Source organism: Bacillus cereus group sp. BceL062, assembly GCF_051780025.1.
Taxonomy (GTDB): domain Bacteria; phylum Bacillota; class Bacilli; order Bacillales; family Bacillaceae_G; genus Bacillus_A; species Bacillus_A toyonensis.
In genome coordinates, this window is sequence record NZ_JBPWGY010000024.1 from 1 (window position 1) to 18,095 (window position 18,095).

Here is an 18,095-nt window from a genome sequence, read left to right on the forward strand (position 1 = left end):
ATAAAAAGGATCTAATATGGGCTAATTTCCAAGATGAAAATGGAAAAGATTGCACGGCTACAATTCAATCTGGAAATTTCAATTTGGGTATTGATACAGAGAGTGGTTTAGTTTTTCTTGATTGTAAACAAATAACATGGTCTGTAATCGAGGGAATTACTTACTCCCTCGATTACAAGGAAAATTTTACAATAGGTAAAACAGATAAAAATCAAATAAAATTTACTCCTAAGAAAAATAGCCTTCAAAGTGATCTTAGTATTCAAGTGAGCAAAGCTTACCAAACTAGAGAATTTGTAAAGGAAAGCATAGCAGATATCGGATTCTCAATACTAGGCGGTTTTGTAGGTGGAATGTTTGGCGAGGCAATTGGCGGATTCGCCGAGGTAGTTTTTAAGAGTTTAGGTAAAATAATTACCGGAGCAGTTGAGACTGCCATTAAAACAGGATCTGCGACCATTAGAAATATTTTTAGTAAGCTGGATACAGTTCCTTTAGATGAGTTAATCGAAGCGGATTCAAGTGTTATTAGAGAAGAAACGACTGGACAAAAAAATCGGTTTGGTATTAGAGAAGATTTTACATTTCTTAGTGATGAAGATTATGACATAATGAACGAAGCGACGATAAGGGCGCGATCATGGGTTTCTTTAAGTGATAATGATTCTATTGATAAAATATTAGAAGATGAAATATTGGAAATAACTGGAGGTGGAACTCGTGAAAATGGCGAAAATGGTAACAAAGATAAAGCTTTCCCTGATTCAATTGATGAAGGCATCGAAGACGAAGAACTCGACAAATGGGAAGAAATCATAGACAAACTTCATCAATCGAGGCAAAAAAAGGTCAATCCTGTGATGAAATTTATACAAACTAGGTGGAAACTGGCGTTAGGTGTTTCATTAGGCGGTGCTTTGGGCGGGGGAATCGGAGAGGGTTTAGCTAAACTCGATCAATGGGTAGATTTTAAGAAAGAGGATCCTTTTCAAAATTTACCGACATTAGATACATTTCTAAATAAGTGTATGGAAAATGTTAAATGGCCACAGAGTAGTGGATTTCAATTTAAATCAATTGAATTAACTGTTGGAGGACTTAGGATTAATGGAGAATTAATCCCAAAAACAAAGAACTCTTAGGGAAAACTATGACAAGCCAAGGGTGAGATTTGATAAAAATATTTGATGCTTTGTCAAAAAAAAGACAAAGAAAATAAACCTTGAAGAGTTTTCAAAATGAAACATTTTACCGATGGATGGGATGGAAGTAAAGCACTTAAATTTTACAATATATAAAATATCCTTAGGTGTCTGGAAAATTCCTTTATCAGATACCTAACTTAATCATATCAGGGGAGGTGTTTCTAAAGTATGATGTTAAAAAATAATCAATACGATGTTGGGTAAAAGATAAAAATATAAAGGAAGAGGAGTAATAATTTTATTAAGAAAGGATGGAGTACCATGAAAATAAATGATTCCTTCAAGGTTAATAGTCCTGTAAATGGAAAAGATATTATCATGTTTAATTCCCCTAGGAGTGTCGACAAAAATCAGTCGATAGATCAAACAGCCAAATTGTACAAAGGGTTTCAAATTGCCAATAATATTTGGGTTGCCCCTAGTCGTTATAAACTTGATAGAGATGAGAAGGCTAGCGGAGTATATGATCCAGAATATTTGACGAGCATAGAAGAGCAACAAAAATTTTTAGACGATATAATATTGATATTTAAAAGGATAAACAGTACTGAAAGCGGAGCAACATTTTTATCTTTATTAACAGCCGCAGTGCCTTTTCCTTATCAAGGAAAAACAAATTATTATGGAACAAATTTTTTGCGTGATGCTGATCAAAATCAAATGCTAGGAATGAATATTATTATTTATGGTCCAGATGTAAACTTGATGGATTTTAAAGCAATACCTCTCAATAAAAATCATGCTACAGATGGAATTGGAACATCTGTGGAAATATGCTTTACCCCACATCTAACTTTTCAAGCTCGGGATTATATTCAAGATCCGGCAATAAATTTATGGGAGCAATTGATATATGCAATTCACATGTTATATGGAATTAAAATTCCAGAAAATCACACTATACCATACGAAGTAATACAGGAAGGGATATCATCCATTTCTTATAGATCTTGTGAAGATATACTAGTAGCAGGTGGCCTAGACTATAGATACGCCGCAAAATTACCACAATGGCCGTATGATTATTTTCAAAAGACTAAAGATTTGATCAAAGACAAAGTTTCTTTAATTGAGGGGGAAATAAAAAACGATACAAGTCCTAATGGAACGATCCCTCAAGAATTTTATGAGTTTTTACAAAAAAAATATAGTGTAGATATACAAGCATTATGGAACATAACTGTTGAAAAGTGTGCTGCATATTTAGGTATAGCATCTCCATCTATATCATCATTTCAAAATATTTTAAATCTAGTGTATTATGAAGTGCAATTTCCAAAAGATTATATCCAGAAAGGATTGCCACTGAATCCAAAAGAACAATATTCTAAAAAAACTTCTAGAGAAATTAAAGGGAAACCAAGTAAAACTTTACAATATAAATACCGCGATAATACAGATAAAGAAAGAGTGTATAGTGTTGATTTGTATGATTTTAATTTTAGCACCCTCTCAGAAAATTCTTATCCAAAAACAACAATTGATTCAATTATAAATAGCAACGATAGTGCTGCGCTATTAGAAATCGAGAGCATAGATAATATAGAATATTATGGTAGCGATTTTATTAGTTCGATTGATGGCATCAATTCAGTCATATTTGATACATCACATAAAGTAATGATATCGGATTTTGACATGATAAATCAGGGGCAAAATGGGACTAAAAATATAATAACAGAGAGCCCACTGCCTGAACATTATTTAAAGACGCTATCGGATACTATAAATGCTGGTGCTCAAAGAATAACATTAACTAATTCTCTCATTGAAGCAATAGAAAATAAAGATAAATATTATGCTTATAGCCCCTTTGTTGATTTTATAGAAGCCACCAATTCTTTAATTAAACCTAATCTTTTTGAAACGATACCTCAATTCACATCAATATTTTATTCAGAGATACGAAAAATTGCAGACAGATTTATTAAAGGCGCTGAAGAAATTCAAGTGATTAATGAAGTTAAGGGGGTATCATTTATTGTTCCTTGGATTACTCCCTGGGTTATTCCTTGGATAAACTCAGGTTCTAAAAATTCGGATAATTCAAAAGGGCAAAAAACAATAGATAGCTTAGTAAAATCTATAAATAATTCCCTTCACCAAGAAATTGCATCATTTGTAATTCCTGAGGTTAACAGTCTGGATTTTGAAAGTTTAAAAAAAATATCGCAAGACACATCTCCAGATAAAATTATTGAAAACATATTGAAGGTTCGGGAATCTCAGTGGGGGAAAATGTATGATATTATATCGTATCAGTGGTGGACAACATATAATTTTCCACTTAGAAAAATTATATATCAAGCGAGAAATTTTTTATATTACCAAATACAATGTGCATTAAATAATTGTTATGGTTATTTAGATGATGTCGCAAATACATTGAAACTGGATTATCAAACCCAAATAAATCTAAACAAAGAAATGATTGGTTTGAAAGAACGAATGCTTCAATCCGCCCAAAGAGCATTAGAAAATATAACAGAATTTATATTAAATTGTTCAATTTCATTATTAAAAAATAGTTTATTGCCTGTAGTGTTAGCAAAATTGAAAGATGCAGATAATCTGAGTAAGAAAAATCTAGATGTATTTTACAAAACATTGCAAGGAAAGTTATCAGAGCAATTTGATGAAAATATAACTACAGAAATTCCTTTTGACTTAACAACTTTACCCACAATACAAGATTTGATTCAATCACATGTATTCTATAATAAACAAGATTCTCTATTTCATTTGAATATTCCAGATGATGATGTAAACAATATTTTTGATTCATCGGTAAACCCTGTTACCATTAGACCAACAGGAGACAGCGAAATCATTTCGGGTAGAACTAATAATGCAATAAAGTTTGTAGCTGAGTCACCTGGGACTGTTCAAGTACCAATTCAAGATATGGCTGCTAATATTTTATCTGATTTCACTATAGCTTTATGGATTAAAATTGCAAGTGATGGAATATTATCCTCTAAAATAATTACAAATACACAAAATGGAGAGAACGGGTATTCATTATCTTTGAATGATTATGACCTTATCTGGTCTCTAGTAGATGATAATAAGACAAAAATTAAGATGGAAATTTCCAATATTATAGATGGAAAATGGCATCATCTAGCTTTTACTCATAATCGTTTAGGCAATTTAAATATTTATGTGGATGGAAATATGTATAGTACTACTGATATGCGTAATTTAGGGAATATTCACACAAATAACTCGATGCAAGTACAACTTAATCAAGAAGAAAGACAGGGTGAAAAAACATATCTAGTGATTGAAAACCTAGATGTTTTCAAAAAAGATTTAAATTTAAAAGAAATAAAATCACTATATTTTAATTCTTTTGTAGATGATTTTCTTAGGGATATGTCTGGGGAAGTAGTGACTACCGATAAAGAATATATCTTAATCAATAATGCAACCCCTAAAAAACAGATGGAATTTGATAAACAACAATCTAATTTATATCCTATATTAAAAAATTTCAACGATAAACAACGATTAGATCAGGCTGCCAGAATAAAATTATTGAATCGCTCATTCCCAACTAATAAAAAAATTAAGAACAAAGATTTAATATCAATCAATATATCTGATATTAACCAAAGTTATTTTGATAGCGATTCTAAAAATAAAAAAATCTGTATTCAAAACGTTTCAAATCAGAATGATGCAGCGCAATTTCAAGTTATATGTAATCGTACCTTAAAAGAAGCGGGATTATTAAAATTGGCACCATTAACAAATAGTGGACAAAATTTTGTTGGATTATTAGATTACTTTGTTGATAATGGAGAATTGTGTCTTTATTTGTCTGATGTTCAAAATGAATATAATAAATGGAGAGATCGATTAGATAATAGACAATGGGCATTAATTGCAATTGAAAGTAATGAGGGTTAAAGTTTAATTTAATATCAGGTAGGAGTTGGATTGTATTGGAGAATTTAGTGCAAAATTTTGAGTTTAATGATCCAGTAGATAATGTAAATGTGGTTGAAGCAAAACCATTTATAGGGGCTACAGAGCATTACAAGATGTTTCAAATTATCCCTAACGTTTGGATTGCACCTTATCGTTATTATCGAGAAATGAGTGATATAGAAAATAATAATCAAAATGGGACTTTAGAAGGTGCTATATATGATAAGGATTATTTATCTACAGATGAACAAAAAAATCAATTTTTAAAAAATATGATTGTTCTTTTTAAAAGGATAGAAAATTGTGAAAGTGGATTACAATTTTTAAAAAAATTAATTTATGCTCTACCTTTTCCGGAAAAAAATAAAGAAGGAAAATATGATCCTGTAGTGATGGAAATTCAATCTGATTCTAACGTGAAGTATAAATTGAAAAATATATTGATTTTTGGACCAGGTTTGGATCTAACATCGAATAAATATAACGCATTCCCAGGCTCAACAAATGGAAAAGGGATGTATGGTGAAATTCAATTTAACCCTAATATTGAGATTGGATTTGGTAAATTTGTTCAGGATCCGGCTGTATCATTATTTCACGAATTGACTCATGCATTACACGGATTATATGGAATTAGCACAAACGATGAGATAACGTTAAACGTAAGTTTTTCTAAAAATGTTATAGGCATGGATAAAAAAAATAATATATACCAAAGTTTAGAGGAAACATTAGTGTTAGGTGGAAGAGATGCAAAAATCATAAAATTAGGTAGTCCTGATTATAAAGCTTATGAAAATACTTGTATTTACAATTATAAAAATGCTTGTGATGAGTTATTTCAAGCAGCAAAAGAGGATTTTTCACATGGTAGAGTATATGATTTGCTAAATATTAAGTATGGGATTGAAGAGAAGAATGGTAAAAAAACCGCTGTGAACGGAAAAACTGCTGAGAATAAAGTTCGAGCTTTATTAAACACTACAGAAACATCATTTTGTCAACAACTCAAAAATTCAGAAGGAAGGATAGGAATTCCCTATAGAAAACATTATTCATCAGACGCGCTTGAATACTATGGAATAGATCTTGACAAAAATTACACATTTGAAGAGGGATTCAGTAGCGGACAAAAGAAAAAATTATATAAAAATAGTCTTTTAACCTCGAAAAAAATACCAATAATAAATGTTCATTGGAGTCATAAAATATCTGATGAATTAATACAAAAAGAATATACTGCTTCAATATTTAAAGAGGATTGCGGAAAAATAGTGCCGAAAAGTTTTTTTGAAAATATAGATTTTTCAAATATAATGAATTCAAGTACAAATAGCTCTAAATTTAATTTTTTTAGTAATGAAAATACCGAATTTTTCAAAGACGAAACTTTTCCAATTTCACCAACTATTTTACGTAATTTTACAGTTGATAAAAGTGATCAAATTAAACTAGTTCCAATCCCTAGACATAATAATTCTACTAATTCAATCAATATCAATGTGGATCAGCCTACTAGCTATCATTATTTATTGGCACAAGAGTTTGATTCGCAAATTGATACAAAGAGAGATCGGATTTCTCTTTCAAATTCATTCGATGAAACCGTCAATAATCAGAAAAAAGTTTATAGTTATTTTCCGCGGGTTATTCAAAGTGCAAATTCTGATTTAAAGGATATTGACAAAGTAACTAATATACAACTCAATTTTCAAACTTGGATAAAAACAGTTATTAATGATTTCACAATTGATGCAGAAAAAAAAGAATTAAATGATAAAATTGCAGATGCAGTTTCCATTGTCCCTTGGGTAGGACCAGCTCTAAATTTAGCCAATGAGGCTATATTTCATCATAATTTAAAAAGTGCTTTAGAATTGGGCGGTATCATGGTATTACTTGAAATAGCACCAGAATTTGCATTTCCGTTAGCAATATATGCAAAAATAACAGCTGATCTTCAAGCCATGGAAGAAAAGAAAATAGAGAATTTTGTTAACACAGCTCTCGCTAATCGAAAAAAATTATGGGAAGAAATGTATAATTTTGCTATATACCAGTGGTGGGAGAATTATTATTTACAATTTGCTCATAGATTAAGTCAAGTTAAACAGTCCTTAGAAAATCAGATTAAAGCTATCAAAGCAATTATTGAATATCAATTTAATCAGATTCAAGATAAATTAAATACCAAAGAAAAACAGGAATTATTAATGGTTATAAACGGGGCTGAAGAGCGTTTGTATAAATCAGCTCAATTTGCATTAAGAAATGTTGGGGATTTTTTTGAAGCTAGTCAAGTCAATTATTTTGAAAAAACGATTTTGCCTATGGTTATTGCAAAAATGGCCAAAACTGATACAGAGATTTTTACCGATTTGAAAAACAAATTAAGTATTAATAATGACATTTTCAATAAATATTACAAAAAATTATACAAGGAATTCATTGTTAATCCGAAGCCATCATTTGATTGGAGGGAATTCCCAAATATACAGGCGTTAATGGATGAATTATCATTTATTAACCAAAAGAATGCAATACTAAGTTTGAAAGTTGATCAATCAAAAGTTATTGATGCAACAGGATCTTTTGAAAATATTAAAACTTATGGCAATATTATAACTAGTGGTAGAGGAGAAAAAGCGCTCAAAATAGCATCGAATACAACTGATAGTATTGAAATTGTAAATAATTCAATTTCAAAATTTGGGCCACTTCAAGATTTTACAGTCTCATTTTGGATAAGAATCCCGCGTCTATCTAAGATTCCAAAAGAGAGTGCGACTATTATTGCAAATAGTAAATCACCTGAAGAACTAGGATGGTCACTTGTTCTACAAAATGAAAGTTTGATTTGGAAAATAACAGATGGAAAACATACAGAGGAGTTAATAACATCTAATCTAAGGGATAATCGTTGGCATCATATTGTAATTGTTCACAATAGATTAGATAAAATGTATATGTATTTAGATGGGGAGAAAAAATATAGTAAAGTGATAAACCAAGTTGCCAATCTGAACACAAATGAAAATATAGTAATGAAATATAATAGTACAGAAACTGGTTTTTTTATAAAAATACAAGATTTCAATATTTTTGGCAAGTGTTTTTATGAAGAAGATGTATACTCTCTTTACGATAAATATTTTGAAAGTGGTATTATAAGGGATTGGTGGGGAGAAGAGGTAAAATATAATACGGAATATTATCTTCAAAACAAAGCCTTCCCCGGACAAGGGGTTAATTGGAAGTCAAGCTATGGAATCTCGTATGTAAAGTTAAATACATCCAAGGGTAAAAGGTCTATTTTGTATGATGGTTTGAAAATTAAATTAGAACCTTTAGGTTACGCTGAGGGATCTGTGGGGTATAGAGATAATAATAAAATTAAATTAGCAGATGAATCTAGCACACTTAAATATTTTACTATAGAATCAACTGATTCTTCTAAGCGTTGGATACGATTAAACGATAATGATTGGGCAAGCCATTGTACTTTTCTTCCGGGAACTCATATGTCAATGAATAGTCCGTATTTTAAAATAATGCTTCCGTCTGATAAGAAATCTGGAATTATGAAACAGGCTGATAAAAAAGAATTTTGGTTATGGTCTAATACTAGTTCAGAATATTTAACAAAATACCCTCGCTATATATATGATGATATACATTGGAGATTAATCCCCAAAGACGAGGGATGGTATGAATAAACAATTTTAAAAAACAAATAATAAATTCTATATACTCAGTAATTTACATGTGAAAAGAGTATAGTGCTAATAGCAAAAGCTCATTTTCAAATGATGTTTTAGTAGTTTTTATGATTGAAACGGGATGCGTCAATATGAAGTGGAAGTTTTCTCTATTATTTACGCCAGATACACACCTGACGTACTAAGTTTGGCTTCAGATTAAAAAACTCTCAAAACGATATATATAGTATATATTAGATTTGATGAGTTTTTTAATTTTAAAAAACAGATTATTTACCGTCCTATATTTATCTGCTATAAAATTTCAAAAAGGACAAAAAAATGTCGAGTCTTTTAGGGTGTTTTTATAATATATAGCGAATAGAAATAATTTTAACTAAAAAAGAAGATTGTGTATCTATAGCATAAACGTTATTTTTTCAGTAGGATCATGGAAAAGCTGGTGTTTTTATTAATTATTTGGTAAGTATCTTTACTTGACATGGCTTTATTCATTTTCAATCAAAAGTAAATGATACATATGATTTTATATACGAAGATACTTGAATTTAAAATTCAATGATATGAATCAGACCTATTAGATGTACTCGTATTAGTGGAGACTTAATATTTCGTATTATTCTGTGTAATGGAAAAAATTTGGAGTTAGGGTCAAAATTTACATTTCGATAAGTTTGCACGAAATACCGTTTTTACGAACAGTTATATAATTTTATAGAAATGTAATATAGCATCTGGGAACTTCAATCTCAGGTTCATTCATTTTCATTTGTTAATTTAAAGATATATAATTCATGCTTTATATAAAAATAATCAGATGCTGATTTGTTTATCATAGAAACTTTACATAAAGTACACCTTAATTTGAGATGATTTTACTTATTGGATCTAATACTCGATTAATCTTATTAAATCTTAATATTTACCATTTTATACCGACTTTGGAACAATTTTAGTACTTTCAGTATGACTTAAAGCATTAAATTCATTTTATTTTATATAAAGTTATCTGTAGTTTTTCAACTTTCTACATCGTTTTATCCAAATTTAATTTCATACCACATAATATAATTATGTGAATAAGTCTGTGTAAAAATTGAATTTAACGCGAACTTGGGAACGGCTTATTTTTCTATTATATTGTATATGAAGTGATTTTTATGGGTTATAGCAAGCTTTTTATTTATTCATTTGGAGGAATGTTGGAAGTGAAAATATTACTTCGCCCTTGTCTAGAGTTAAGAACGTTGTAGATGATTTCCGCGCCTCACTAATTTTTACTTTCTACGCCTAAATCATCTCAGATTCATAAATCGCTCTGTATAAATCAGATTCAGAAAAAAGAGAATGTACCGTATTTGCCTCTTATCATGTTTACTGATTGTAGCTTTTTATTCTAGTATAAATTTTCTTCCCACGTAATTGGCCGATTCGTATGAAGATATGGTCTGTACTCTGTAAAAATTTGCTCACCTTCAGCTTTATAACACGTAAATATATTTCATTCCTGTTTGATAATAACTTCTTTTTACGATACTTTGTCTGCATCTTTCTTCATTTTCGTCAGCTTTTAGCGTCCCTTGAAAATTCGTACTAGAATCATTAAATATTATGACGTATAAAATATCTTAAAAAGTTTAATACTATATAAGAAGAATGAAGCAAAACCCCTCTCTCCCATATAAACTCTTCTCATCAAAAGATTTTCATCCCGTTCTCAAATAGTTGATTCAAAACACTCATCTCCCTCCATTTATCAATACAGGCACACTATTCATATTTTGTCTTACTATAGCACATTCATCATCTTCAATATAAAATATATTCCTCGAAAAAATATTCACTTTTTTTACCCTTTCAGAAAACCTCATACCATTTTTTACATGCATACTTTTTATTCCGCTGAGACATCACACGTATGAAGACCTTTCCATCTTTCAGGGACCTTTAGCTCAGTTGGTAGAGCGAATGGCTCATAACCGTTTCGTCGTAGGTTCGATTCCTACAAGGTCCATTTTCCTTATTTAAGTTGTTAAAAATATACAATATAAAGGATCTATATCACATGTTGATGACATCTATTTACCGTTTTTTATAAAAGGAGAGACAATACATGCAAGTACTCGGTTTAAATGCACAATCACTTCAGGCTGTAGGTTCACTCGAATATACCATGCGTCGTTCAAAATTAGTACAAGATGCTTTGAACAGCACATATGAATGCCCAGAAATGCGGGACATACTTCTCAGATTTCCCATCGAAAAACAAATTGAACTCCTTGAAAACCAAGCTTTGTTTGAAGCAGTAGCTAAAATGATGGAAAACAACAATGCAATGATATTGGAACAATTCAAAGCTTGGCAGCTGTTACAACGATAAAAAATAAATATATAAGCACATCGAACTATATGTTTTATATGCCTTATTCTTTCTATTCAACTCCGTTTTCTTATCATGATTTGCTATATTATATATATTTCTACATCAGTTTGAATTCCATATAACTAATTCATCTCCTACCTATCAAACAAGTTGAATAGTATGGAATTTATAACACTTCCCCTCAGTACCCCACAATATTTATTGGAGGATTGACAACATTGCGTATAAAATCATCAAAGAACAATCATCAACCCTCAATTTATAAAGAACAAAAGAATCTCCCACTTTTTTCTAATCCCCAACTGAATTACCAACATATTAAAAAGCATTTAAATTACTCTGAGGATCTAATAATAAAGACGATAAATATACCAGATAGCCAACAACTAACCATTCTATATTTAGAAACAATGATTGACCAAAACATTCTACAAGAAAAACTATTCAATCCACTATTATTGATGAAAGGACACATGAATTCACAACAAATACAACAAAAGATCCAATTAGATCACACTCCAATAGTTACTATACAAGACGCTGTTCAGAACCTATTACAAGGATCAGCTATTGTTTTTTTTCTAAAAAACAGCACCTGTCTTTCTTTTGAAGTAAAAAGTAATCCTATAAGAAGTATCATGGAACCTACAACAGAAAAAGTGATTCGTGGTTCTCATGACGGTTTTATAGAAAGTCTAAATGCAAATGTAAATATCATGCGGAATCGAATCATCAATCCAAATCTAACGGTATCTTATTTTGATGTCGGAAAAGAATCGAAGTCTAAAGTTGCGATGTTGTATCTAAAAGGTGGTGTGGATCCGCAAGTCGTTCGTACCATAACAACTAAAATGAATTCGCTTTCAAAGTCGAATAGGGCTCCCTCAGATTCTATAGAAAAAGCTCTAGAATCCTCTTCTTTATCCCCGTTCCCTCAAACGTTAAATACAGAACGACCAGATCGAGTTATGAAATACTTACTACAAGGTCATATCGCCCTATTTGAAGATCATAATCCGAATGCGCTCATTATGCCCATCACCTTTTTTTCCTTTTATCAATCACCTGAGGATGATAATGCTAGAACGTTAGTGGGATTATTTTTCCGTTTCATTCGTTTTATCAGCATTTTGATTGCTTTGATTCTGCCTGCCTTGTATATAGCGATTATCGGATTTCATTTCGAAATATTACCTAACGATTTAATACTTACTATCAAAAGTTCTATTCAAGGAATTCCTTATCCTCCTTTGATTGAAGCTTTACTCATGGAATTTATTTTAGAATTCATACGCGAATCCGCTGTTCGCTTACCGACCCCTATCAGCCAAACTATCGGTGTTGTTGGCGGACTCGTAATTGGGGATGCAGTTGTTAAATCTGGTTTAGTGTCCAATGTCATGATTGTTGTCATCGCTTTAACAGCCATTGCGTCGTTTATTGTTCCTTCCACTGAAATGAGTAACAGTATTCGAATCGTACGTTTTTTCTTCATGTTTGCCGCTTCAATTATTGGATTACCAGGTATTACTTTTGGTTTTATGATACTGCTCATTCATATGTGTAGCTTACGTTCTATGGGAAAGCCTTATCTTACACCGTTTGCCCTTTTTGATTTCAAAAAAGGATGCTACACTTTTATCCTCAAATTATTTCGTAATAAAAAGAAACAAACATGCCGTACTGTAAGGAAGGAAACACGATGAATGCGAACGACACAAACAAGATTACTTCTCGGGAAAATTTTTTTATGCTCATTCAATTTCAAATCGGAATAGGATTACTATCACTTCCACATACCATATACCCCGTAGCCGGAAAAAGTGCATGGCTTTTCATTTTCTTACTTGGTATCCTGATTCAAATTGTTACAATTCTATTTTGGTTACTGGGGCGACAATTTCCAAATCAATCATTTTTTGAATATATCCCTTCTTTAATCGGGCCATGCATGGCGAAAATTGTCACATTTTTGTTTATTCTTTATTTTCTCATCAGTGGATGTATGATTATATTTTATTTCGGCCACATCTTGAAAGGGTGGGTTTTACCTCATACCCCTTTATGGTTTATCCATCTTCTTCTTATTGGAACAGCTGTTTATGCGACGATGAAAGGACTACAAAATATAGGATATTTTCTTCTTTTATCATTTCCATGTGTAATTGTATTATTTTTGTTACTGAATTTTGGTTTAACTAATCTTCCACTTTCTCACTTATTACCCCTTTCTTCTTTTAATTTTTCCTCTATCTTTCTTTCCTCAAAAGAATATATATTAACTTTTACTGGATTTGAAGCATTTCTTTTTTTCTATCCATATATAAAAGGCTCTGAAAAACAAAAAATAAAAAGCGCATTACTAGCAAACCTTTTTGTTATTATATCTTATGTGTATGTCGTTTTGATTTCGTTCTTGCACCTTACTTCATCTCAAATACAATATATAAAGGAACCCATCATATATCTCTTGAAAACACTACCTATCTCAGCCTTTTTCCGAGTCGATTTAGTTTTCTTATCTCTTTGGATCGTATGTGTAACAACATCATTGATTTTATATGTATACCTTACTTCTTACAGCCTACAATCCTTATTGCATATCAAAAGAAGAACATGTATAACGATTGGAACTGCCATTCTGATGTATCTATTTAGTTTGCTACCACAACAAGAAGGCATGCTTCATTTTCTTACAAATCTTTTGGCTGGTATGTACTTTATCATGACAATTTTCCTGCCCTGTCTGCTCCTTGTGATTTCCTACATGAAAAGAAGGAGGATTGAATAAGATGATGAATTTGCTCAAATATCTTAGTTTAAGTTTTTTTCTTTTTTGTTGCTCGGGATGTTGGGATCAACATCTGATGAAAGATGTCGCACTAGTGACGGCTGTTGCCTATGACCGACAACCAAATGGAAAAATACAAACCACATTTTTTCTACCAAGAGTTCCAAACACGAGTACTGGAATTAGTAAGCCCACTGTTCAAATCGTTTCAACCCTTTCTAATACACCAAATGAAGGAAAAGCGAAATTAGATGCAAATATATCTGGATTATTGGATACTGCCAAAAATAGAGTTCTTCTTTTGAGTGATTCGTTGACAAACAAACATATTGGTGCTCTCCTAGATTCTTTTTATCTAGAGCCTAAAGGTAACTTACACACCCCCATCATTGTCATTAAGGGCTCTGCAAAAAACTTCATGAAAAAAATAAAGGTAAAAGATGAATTGTTTAGTGATTATATATATAGAATTATTCAAAGTGCGGAAACAAATGGCTTAATTGAAAAACAAGATATTCAGAGTATTCTATCGAAAGTATCCAATCCAAAACAAGATTTTGTATTACCCTATATGGAAGTGGATACGAAACAAGCAAAGGCAAACATTAACGGGCTTGCTATGTTTCATCATCACCAATATACAGGAAACATATTAAAAGAAGAGCAAGCAAAATTATATACATTAGTAGTAAATCCAGACGTAAAAAACATGCAATTCACAAAGAAAATACACATGTCATCTCATCAGAAAAAGGATGACTTTGTCACCCTTTTGATTAAGAAGTCTGACAGACAAATCGACATACGCCCCATACATCAAAATATTCATGCGAAAGTGCATATGGATTGGCAAATAGCACTATTAGAAAAAACATTCCATACTTCTATGCACTCTAAAAAAGCATTAGAAAAAAAACTATCCCACTTATTTACTTCTGAATTACAACAGGTACTACAAAAATTACAACAGGAAAACTGTGACAGCCTTGGAATACAAAGAGAATTAATGCTGAAAGATCCGCAACGATTCAAACATACAAATTGGAAACAGCAATATTCGAAAGTAAAATTTAGTCCCACTATACACGTTCACATACAAGATCAAGGCATTGTACACCTGTAACGATTCTATCGAAGGTTAAAAGAACCAGTATCCCACACTACAATTTCCTTATTGTACAAATCTATAATTAATTACCCGTTCCTTAAATCTCTCATAAATGATGCATATAATCTATCAAAAAAGGCATACTAGGCGTAAGGGAAACGGGTTTCCTTATTATGCATTTTACAAAATTGACATTGTTGTTCTACCCCACATATTGGCGTCTCTCTCAGCTGTGCACTCCATTTGTGAAGCGTTCCCCCAATTCGTCACTTTCTATTATATTGTTTATCTACAAGGAGCATTGTCTACAACATGAATATCTTTATACGTATACTACTCATATTAGCTTTAGTTTCATGGAGTGAAAACATTAGTGGATTGGATGGCCCTTCCTATCGATTCCTATCCCTCTTTTCCAATTCGCCATATGATAAATTTCATCTCCACCTATATTCTCCTTTCCTAGAACCTTATGCCCCTTCTACATCAAAGAATGAACCAGCTTATTATCAACGAGGGTTAGTAAAACCCGTCTAATGTAAGTCCCTCTACAACTTAATACTCTATTCAGAATTGAAAGCAGGATTAACGTATGAACGAAGTCAAATTTACAAAAAAATTAGATGCATATGGACGAATTATCATCCCGCAACATCTTCGGTCCATGATGCAAATGCACAATCAGGATAAAATTGATATATATCCCATGCACAATCACCTTATTTTGAGAAAACATACGCCTTCTTGTTTCATAACGGGAAAACCAATCACCTACCCCCTTTCTTTTTTTAAAGGAAAATTATTATTGAGTCCAGAAGGCGTTCAATTATTACAAAAAGAATTAGAAGCTTATCAACAAACACAAATGAAACTTGCTGCGGAATCAATAAATCCAGATAAAATGGATTAATCTATGCTTGGCACACACTTACTCATATGAGCTGGAATGTACTATAAATTATTTGTCCCCTTCTCTCAAAAATTGGAACACATTTGCATCATTAGAATCTTTCTTGATGGGGCAAATGGGTTCCGAACATCATTATTTATGTATTCATTTTACTCGAAAAGAGGTCATTACTTCATGCATATCATCATGACACTCCTATTAGGTGGGCTTATTGGCACTATCGCTGGATGGCTCACTCATAAACACATTCCTGGTGGTACCATTGGAAATATTTTAATTGGGCTTGTTGGTGCCTTCCTAGGTCGCGCTTTACTAGGACCTGTTGGTCCCGTATGGGAAGAATTCTTTTTCCTTCCAGCTTTGCTAGGTGCCATGATTTGTGTATTTGTAATTTCATTGATTTATTTTATGATGAAAAAATATCAATAACTTCTGTAAATAACAAACAAGCAAGCAATGGCAAAGCAACCAGAAAATTTAAAATTCTGATTTTATTTTTCTTTAAATGGAGAGCGAGTATACAACACCAAGAGAACTATAAATGGAAAAGAGTATGAATTTGATAAATATGGAATTTCCCTAAAACGATGATACGGTAAATAGGAAAAACTTAATAACAATTTGAAACGCTCCCTGTTAGATATATAACTAACAGGGAGCATTTTTTTATGTCTAGAAAATATACCCAAAATACAAATTTAATTGAATTATTTATAGATCCTCAAACAGAATTTTTTATTGTAAAAAGAGTCATTGGAAAATCAGGAGATACAGTAGAAATTAAAGGCCACAACGTATACCGAAATGGAAAACAACTAGCAGAACCCTATACCAAGGAAATGATGTATCCTTCTATGGAGGATACATGTAAGGTACCTAAAAATCATGTGTTTGTAATGGGGGACAAGCAAAATCATAGCAAGAATAGTCGTGTGATAGGATGTATTCCCATTGATCATGCTCTTCCAAAATTCAAAAAACAGTGAAAAATTACGAATAACAAATATGAGATTTTAAAATGACTGCAATATTGACAATCCCACGGCTAAAGCTACAAGCTGACTAACGTCAGTGGGATTCTTGCTACCAAACGAGTCAGATTGTGAGCTCTCGAATGTGTTTTAGCGTCTTGTGCTTGACGACTCAATACATTTTACGGAGTAGAAGAATTTGTTAATCCAACCTCATATGTATTCTGTTTTCAGAGAACAAGATTGTTTTAGAGACTTTTACTTGTCTATTATGAAAATGATACCATTTTAAATACTTGCTGTACAGAACGTATATTTGGTATTTTGTCTATACATCGCATTTGACCTCACTCTCATCCCCACCCCTAAAAGGGGGGCTATCGCATCGTAGTGGGCTTTCCCGTTCGGAAAATCTGTGAATTTATATAATTTTAAGGTAAATAAAAGTGTATATAGGATGTTGGTACACTTTGATCTATCGTCCATCCTCTATAGCCCCAGGACCATGGCTTATCCGAATTTGGATTATCTTTATAAAATGTACCATTTTCAAATACATATAAATCATATTGGTTACCTCTAAAATTTACTTTTGCTTGGAATTTTGTACCTTGAAAATGATATTCATAATTAGATTGCGAAGTAAACATAATTACATTATACCTATTATTTGCAATAGAAAATGTTGAATCAGTGAGTTCTCTTGTAATATTTTGAAATACTGTATTTTGAAGTACATCATTAACTTTTGAAGTTATTCCTAATGTATCTGTAGAAACGTCCATTTTCCATTTTGTTGTGTTCGGTGCTAATTTATCGGTATTTATTTGCTCGATATTGTTACCATATGATGAAATCTGATGTATATTTTCACCTCCTATTGGCTCTTGAGCAGCTTGAGATTGCAGGGGAATGATGCCAAGGCTACCTCCTCCAATTACACTTGCTAATATTATTTTTTTGACTCTTTTGAATTTAACCAACTTAATTCCTCCCTTTTTTATTATATTTTAAAGCTGAATCTAGTATATAAAAGTAGATAACTAATTAATATATCAATCTTATTGAGAAA

The 18,095-nt window shown here is 31.6% G+C and carries 11 protein-coding genes and 1 tRNA gene; 11 read left to right on the plus strand and 1 reads right to left on the minus strand.

The features are described from left to right. The 11 genes from ACS2MN_RS30030 to lepB form a co-directional block, all read left to right on the plus strand. Positions 1–1,142 (plus strand): hypothetical protein (locus ACS2MN_RS30030; RefSeq protein WP_438894912.1); only part of this gene is annotated, 1,142 nt, incomplete at its 5' end. A 324-nt stretch (positions 1,143–1,466) separates the two neighbouring features. Further along, on the plus strand, positions 1,467–5,120 hold the full coding sequence (locus ACS2MN_RS30035) for a botulinum neurotoxin N-terminal receptor binding domain-containing protein (protein ID WP_438894913.1): 3,654 nt from the start codon (positions 1,467–1,469) through the stop codon (positions 5,118–5,120). Positions 5,121–5,155: 35 nt separating this feature from the next. Continuing rightward, positions 5,156–8,857, plus strand: coding sequence for a botulinum/tetanus neurotoxin translocation domain-containing protein (locus tag ACS2MN_RS30040; protein WP_438894914.1), 3,702 nt, complete (start codon positions 5,156–5,158; stop codon positions 8,855–8,857). Positions 8,858–10,801: 1,944 nt separating this feature from the next. Beyond that, positions 10,802–10,874, plus strand: a tRNA-Ile gene (locus ACS2MN_RS30045). Between the two features lie 99 nt (positions 10,875–10,973). Beyond that, the gene (locus ACS2MN_RS30050) at positions 10,974–11,240 is read left to right on the plus strand and encodes a hypothetical protein (protein WP_438894915.1); all 267 of its coding nucleotides are present in this window, start codon (positions 10,974–10,976) and stop codon (positions 11,238–11,240) included. A gap of 221 nt (positions 11,241–11,461) precedes the next feature. Continuing rightward, positions 11,462–12,949, plus strand: coding sequence for a spore germination protein (locus tag ACS2MN_RS30055; protein WP_438894916.1), 1,488 nt, complete (start codon positions 11,462–11,464; stop codon positions 12,947–12,949). Continuing rightward, positions 12,946–14,034, plus strand: coding sequence for a GerAB/ArcD/ProY family transporter (locus tag ACS2MN_RS30060; RefSeq protein ID WP_438894917.1), 1,089 nt, complete (start codon positions 12,946–12,948; stop codon positions 14,032–14,034). Before ACS2MN_RS30055 ends, ACS2MN_RS30060 begins: the two co-directional genes overlap by 4 nt. A gap of 1 nt (position 14,035) precedes the next feature. Further along, positions 14,036–15,157: a Ger(x)C family spore germination protein gene (locus tag ACS2MN_RS30065; protein WP_438894918.1), complete on the plus strand. Its 1,122-nt coding sequence runs from the start codon at positions 14,036–14,038 to the stop codon at positions 15,155–15,157. A gap of 577 nt (positions 15,158–15,734) precedes the next feature. Continuing rightward, positions 15,735–16,052 (plus strand): AbrB/MazE/SpoVT family DNA-binding domain-containing protein, encoded by a 318-nt coding sequence (locus tag ACS2MN_RS30070; protein WP_438894919.1) that lies wholly within the window; start codon positions 15,735–15,737, stop codon positions 16,050–16,052. A gap of 174 nt (positions 16,053–16,226) precedes the next feature. Next, entirely contained in the window at positions 16,227–16,481 is a 255-nt protein-coding gene (locus ACS2MN_RS30075; protein WP_438894920.1) for a GlsB/YeaQ/YmgE family stress response membrane protein, read from the plus strand. 215 nt (positions 16,482–16,696) lie between these two features. Then, complete coding sequence (gene lepB, locus ACS2MN_RS30080) at positions 16,697–17,038, plus strand: signal peptidase I (protein ID WP_438894928.1); 342 nt, start codon at positions 16,697–16,699, stop codon at positions 17,036–17,038. A gap of 416 nt (positions 17,039–17,454) precedes the next feature. On the opposite strand, the gene ACS2MN_RS30085 is transcribed toward lepB, so the two are convergent. Then, the gene (locus tag ACS2MN_RS30085; protein ID WP_438894921.1) at positions 17,455–18,006 is read right to left on the minus strand and encodes a hypothetical protein; all 552 of its coding nucleotides are present in this window, start codon (positions 18,004–18,006) and stop codon (positions 17,455–17,457) included. Positions 18,007–18,095: the final 89 nt, after the last annotated feature.